Source organism: Cognatishimia sp. (assembly GCF_964229375.1).
Lineage (GTDB): Bacteria > Pseudomonadota > Alphaproteobacteria > Rhodobacterales > Rhodobacteraceae > Cognatishimia.
Map to the genome: position 1 here is coordinate 1 of NZ_CAXREH010000231.1, position 4,933 is coordinate 4,933.

At 57.5% G+C, this 4,933-nt stretch carries 6 protein-coding genes; 4 read left to right on the forward strand and 2 right to left on the reverse strand.

Features of this window, described 5'->3' with window-relative positions; genetic code table 11:
- Both ACEQWH_RS16170 and ACEQWH_RS16175 read left to right on the forward strand, forming a co-directional pair.
- On the forward strand, positions 1-433 hold a 433-nt coding region (locus tag ACEQWH_RS16170; RefSeq protein WP_370232575.1), incomplete at its 5' end, for a glycine cleavage T C-terminal barrel domain-containing protein.
- The gene (locus ACEQWH_RS16175; protein ID WP_370232577.1) at positions 426-989 is read left to right on the forward strand and encodes a sarcosine oxidase subunit gamma; all 564 of its coding nucleotides are present in this window, start codon (positions 426-428) and stop codon (positions 987-989) included. The genes ACEQWH_RS16170 and ACEQWH_RS16175, both read left to right, overlap by 8 nt.
- Before the next feature lie 3 nt (positions 990-992).
- Here the strand turns inward: ACEQWH_RS16175 and ACEQWH_RS16180 are convergent, their stop codons facing one another.
- Together ACEQWH_RS16180 and ACEQWH_RS16185 are read right to left on the reverse strand one after the other, a co-directional pair.
- Entirely contained in the window at positions 993-2,000 is a 1,008-nt protein-coding gene (locus tag ACEQWH_RS16180; protein WP_370232578.1) for a GlxA family transcriptional regulator, read from the reverse strand.
- Entirely contained in the window at positions 1,997-2,893 is an 897-nt protein-coding gene (locus tag ACEQWH_RS16185) for a LysR substrate-binding domain-containing protein (RefSeq protein ID WP_370232579.1), read from the reverse strand. The genes ACEQWH_RS16180 and ACEQWH_RS16185 overlap by 4 nt, the downstream gene beginning before the upstream one ends.
- Positions 2,894-2,999: 106 nt before the next feature.
- Here ACEQWH_RS16185 and ACEQWH_RS16190 point away from each other — a divergent pair, with 106 nt between their 5' ends.
- Both ACEQWH_RS16190 and ACEQWH_RS16195 read left to right on the forward strand, forming a co-directional pair.
- Positions 3,000-4,448, forward strand: a complete 1,449-nt coding sequence (locus tag ACEQWH_RS16190; protein ID WP_370232581.1) for an aldehyde dehydrogenase family protein — start codon at positions 3,000-3,002, stop codon at positions 4,446-4,448.
- Positions 4,448-4,933 (forward strand): membrane dipeptidase (locus ACEQWH_RS16195; RefSeq protein WP_370232583.1); only part of this gene is annotated, 486 nt, incomplete at its 3' end. The genes ACEQWH_RS16190 and ACEQWH_RS16195, both read left to right, overlap by 1 nt.

Genomic DNA, 4,933 nt, shown 5'->3' on the forward strand with positions numbered 1-4,933 from the left:
CGAAAAAGGGCATGCTGCGGGCAACGAGTTGAATGGCACCACAACGGCCCTGAACCTTGGCCTTGGCCGGATGGTCAGCAGCAAAAAGGACTGCATCGGCAATGTTCTCAGCCGCCGAGACGGCATGAACGCGCCCGATGCGCTGGCTTTGGTGGGTCTCAAGCCGCTTGATCCCAAGGACACGGTTCTTGCAGGCGGGCATCTGATGGCGATGTCGGGCCCTGTGGATGCGGGGCATGATCAGGGCTATGTGACCTCGGCGGCCTATTCGCCGATCCTTGAAAGCTCGATTGGTTTGGGCTTTGTCAAAGACGGCTTTGCGCGCAAGGGCGAAACCCTGCGATTGGTCAATCCGGTCGAAGGTGGTGAAATCAAAGTCGAAGTTGTCAGCGCTCATTTCGTGGACCCAGAAGGGGAGAAGCTCCGTGCATAATCTGAAACCATTGACGCCTCTGGGCCATGCCGCGCCGCGAACCGATGTTATCGGCGCGATCACGATCACCGAAAACACAGAGACCGCTCTGGCGTCCGTGGCCGCAAGAGACGGGCAGTCTGCGCAGGTTCAAGAGGCTCTGACACAGCACTTTGGACTGTCGCTGCCCGCAGTCGGTCAATCCAGTGCCAATGACCCTATTGCCGCGTTCTGGATGGGCCCCGACCAATGGATGCTGACGGCCCCGCACAGCAGCCACGAACTCTTGGCGTCAGAGCTGAAGGCAAAGCTTGGCTCGACCGCCTCTGTGGCCGAGCAAACGGACGGCTGGTGCCAGTTCGTCGTGACCGGAGAGGCGCTTGGCGACTTGTTTGAGCGGTTGACCAATGCGCCGGTGCGCACCATGTCAAACGGCGAAGTGCGGCGCACGACGCTTGAGCATCTGGGCGTGTTTTTGTGGCGCCGTACAGAAGGCGAAATCGCCATTCTTGGTCCGCGCTCGTCGGCGGGATCCCTGCATCACGCGCTTATGGCCGCCGCTAAATCAATCGCCTAGGGCCTAGCCCGACGGCAGCACGTCGTCACTGTCCACACGCATGGAATTCTTGGCGCGCCGGTCCACGATCGGCGCGACGCCAAAGGTTTCGCGATAGTTGCGCAGAAAGACGCCGGGGCTGGAATAACCAACCATATAGGCCACTTCAGAGATAGGATCGTTGGTGTAAAGCACCAGCTGACGCGCCTGATTCATCCGCATCCGGCGATAATAGCTCAGCGGGCTTTGCCCGGTGGCTTTCTTAAAGCTTCGCTCAAGCGAACGGGCTGATAGGCCAACTGCGTCGGCCACGTCTCCGATCTGGATCGGGCTTTCGATATGTTCGGCGAAATGCTGGATCGCACGGGCCACTTGTTTGGGCAACAGATCCTGACTTTGCGCCGTCGAAAACGCGGGCACTTTCTGGGTCACGGTTTCACTGCGAATGAAAGGGTGTTGGAACCAACAGGCGACCTCGGCCATGATGTCGCCGCCCAGTCGCTGTTCAATCAGCGCCAGCATGTGATCAAAGACAGCAGAGGCACCAGAGATGCTGGTGAACTCGCCCTCGGTGCAGATCATGGTGTCGTGGATCGGAACATAGGGAAACTCCGCCCGAAACGCCGCCTCATAGCACCAATGCACCGACATCGGGTTTTCGCCCAGCAATTTAGAGCGCGCCAGTGGAAAGACACCGCCACTGATGGCACCCAGTCGGGTCTTGTTGCGCCGCAGGCGTTGCAGGGCAGCGTTGGCTTTGGATGGCTCTTCAAACACGCTGTTCGGGCTTGCGGCAAACAACAGATGATCCAACTCACCCGCTTCGGCCAGTTTCTGGTCAGCGGTAAATGTCACCCCGGCCGAGGATTGCACCGGCTCGTCCTTTTCCGCCACCACCGACCAGGCAAAGGCCTCTTGGCCGGAAATTTCATTCGCGGCCCGAAGGGGTTCGATGCAGGACGTCAGGCAGGCCATCGGAAAGCCCGGAAAAATCAGAATGCCAAGATGGATGGTTTCAGGTGCTTTTGTCATGGTTTTTGACCTTCAAGCAGGGTTGCGGCGGTGTCCAGAATGTCGGCTTCCATCATGCGCGCCGCCGGGGAGAGTTCGGAATCAGATTTGCGCAGCAGGTGGATTTCTCGGGTGGCCGAGTCGTCAGCCAGTGGGCGAAAGGCGAAATCAGAAGATCCTGCGGAATAGGCCGCCAGTTCCGGCAACAAAGTGATTCCCAGATTCGCGCGCACCATGCCTAGAATGGATGTCAGGTTCTGCGCGGCCAGACGGGCATTTGTATGCAGCGACATCGAGGCCTCGCTGCGAATGCTTTCAGATAGGCTGTTTGAGATCAGACGCTCATTTTCCAAGGCGCGCCAGTCGACCGGGCCCTCTTCGTTGGCCAAAGGATGATCCCGTGCACAGAGCACGCCGAATTTGTCTGTCATCAGCAACCGACTGTCCAACCCGGTGGTATGCGTGCCAAGTGTCGCCAGCCCGATATCAATGCGCCCGCGCAAAAGCTCATAGATGACAGACTTTGAATCCATGTCGCGCAGGTCGATGCGCACCTTGTCATAGGCTTTGATATTGCTGGAAAAAACACGCGGCATCAGAGTGCCCGCCACCGAAGGCACAGCCGCAATTCGAACGTGGCCCAGCGTTGCATTGGCAAAGTTTTCGATGGCGCGCACGGTCTCGTCAAAATGCTGCAGCTCTTGTTCTGACTGCGCCAACACAAAGCTGCCCAGAGCGGTCAGTTTGTTCTTGCGATCGGTTTCAAACAGCGGCTCACCAAGATGGCTCTCGAACTGCTTGAGCATCATCGACACAGCAGAGGGGGTGCGTTTCAGCACCAACGCAGCGTCTGTCAGATTGCCGCTGCGGGCTACCGCCACAAAGCCGCGCAGCATTTCGATTTTCAGAACCATTGACGATTTCAATTCTTGTGAATCTGACTTCAATAATTTTAGTTTGATTGAATTGGTAAAAAGAGTCCATACCCAGATAAACACTCTTCTGAAGGATATGACTGCTATGGCTGACATCCAAAAAAACTTGATCGCTGGCGAATGGGTCACTGGCGAAAGCGAAATCGAAAACCGCAACCCATCTGATCTGAGCGATCTGGTTGGTGTCTTTGCACAGGCCAGCGCAGATCAGCTGGACGCGACACTGGATCAGGCCCATGCCGCGCAGGCCGAATGGGCAGCCTATGGCCTTGAGCGCAAGCAGGCGGTCTTGAATGCCATCGGCAACGAACTGATGGCGCGGGCCGAAGAGTTGGGCACCTTGCTCAGCCGCGAAGAGGGCAAACCTTTGGCCGAGGGCAAAGGCGAAGTGTATCGCGCGGGCCAGTTCTTTACCTATTATGCGGCTGAATGCCTGCGCCAGATTGGCGAGAACGCAGATTCTGTCCGCCCTGACATCGAAATCGACGTGCGCCGCGAAGCGGTTGGCGTTGTGGCGATCATCAGCCCTTGGAACTTCCCAACGGCAACCGCGTCTTGGAAGATCGCACCAGCGCTGTGCTATGGCAACGCCGTGGTCTGGAAGCCTGCGAATATCACTCCGGCGTCTGCCGTTGCACTGACAGAAATCATCAACCGTCAGGACATTCCAAAAGGTCTGTTCAGCTTGGTGATGGGCTCTGGCCGCTCTATTGGTCAGCGTCTGGTCGAAAGCCCGAAGGTCAATGCGATTTCCTTCACGGGGTCTGTTCCTGTGGGCAAAGGCATTGCGTCTGCGGCCATTCAGAACCTGACCAAAGTTCAAATGGAAATGGGGTCCAAAAACGCGCTGGCCGTTATGGATGATGCGGATCTGGATCTTGCGGTCTCCCTGGCACTGGGCGGCGCCTTTGGTGGCACCGGCCAAAAATGTACCGCATCCTCGCGCCTTGTTGTGCACGCCTCTATTCACGATGCTTTCGTTGAAAAACTCGTGGCGGGCACGCAGGCGATGAAAGTCGGCCACGCGCTTGAGGCAGGCACCCAGATGGGTCCGGTCGTCAGCCAGCAGCAGCTGAATGAAAACCTGGCCTATATCGATGTCGCGGCCTCTGAAGGCGCGGAACTGGCTTGCGGTGGCGCACGCCTCGAGATGCCTCACGACGGGTTCTACATGTCACCGGGCGTTTTCCTGAACACCAACAACAGCATGCGGATCAACCGTGAAGAGATGTTCGCGCCGCTGACATCGGTGATCAAAGTCGACAGCTATGACGAAGCGCTCTCGGTCGTGAATGACACGAACTTCGGTCTGACCTCGGGGATCGTCACAACATCTCTGGCCCGTGCGACCCATTTCCGTCGCAATGCGCGCACCGGTGTTGTCACCATCAACCTGCCAACGGCGGGCACGGACTATCACGTGCCATTCGGCGGGCGCGGCGACAGCTCTTACGGTCCACGCGAGCAAGGCAAAGCCGCGGCAGAGTTCTATACCACGGTCAAAACCGCCTACATCAGCGCAGGTCCAGTGTGATGCTTATCGACGGGTTGCAGTACGCGAACTGGTCTGAAAAGATCTTTCGCCAGCTCAGAGAAGGGGGCGTGGATGCAATCCACGTCACCATCGCCTATCACGAGAATTTTCGTGAGACGGTTCTGAACTTTGAACAGTGGAACCGCTGGTTCGAGCAATACCCGGATCTGATAATGAAAGGCCGCTGGGCCAGCGACATTGACGTCGCGCGTGACACCGGCCGCACCGCTGTGTTCTTTGGGTTCCAGAATCCAAGCCCGATCGAAGATGACATCGGTTTGGTCGAAATCCTGCACGATCTGGGTGCGCGTTTTATGCAGTTGACCTATAACAACCAGTCACTGCTGGCGACCGGCTGTTATGAGGACGACGACTCTGGCGTCACACGCATGGGAAAACAGGTCATCAAAGAGATGAACCGCGTGGGTCTTGTGGTCGACATGAGCCACTCGGCAGATCGATCAACGATTGAGGCCGCCGATATT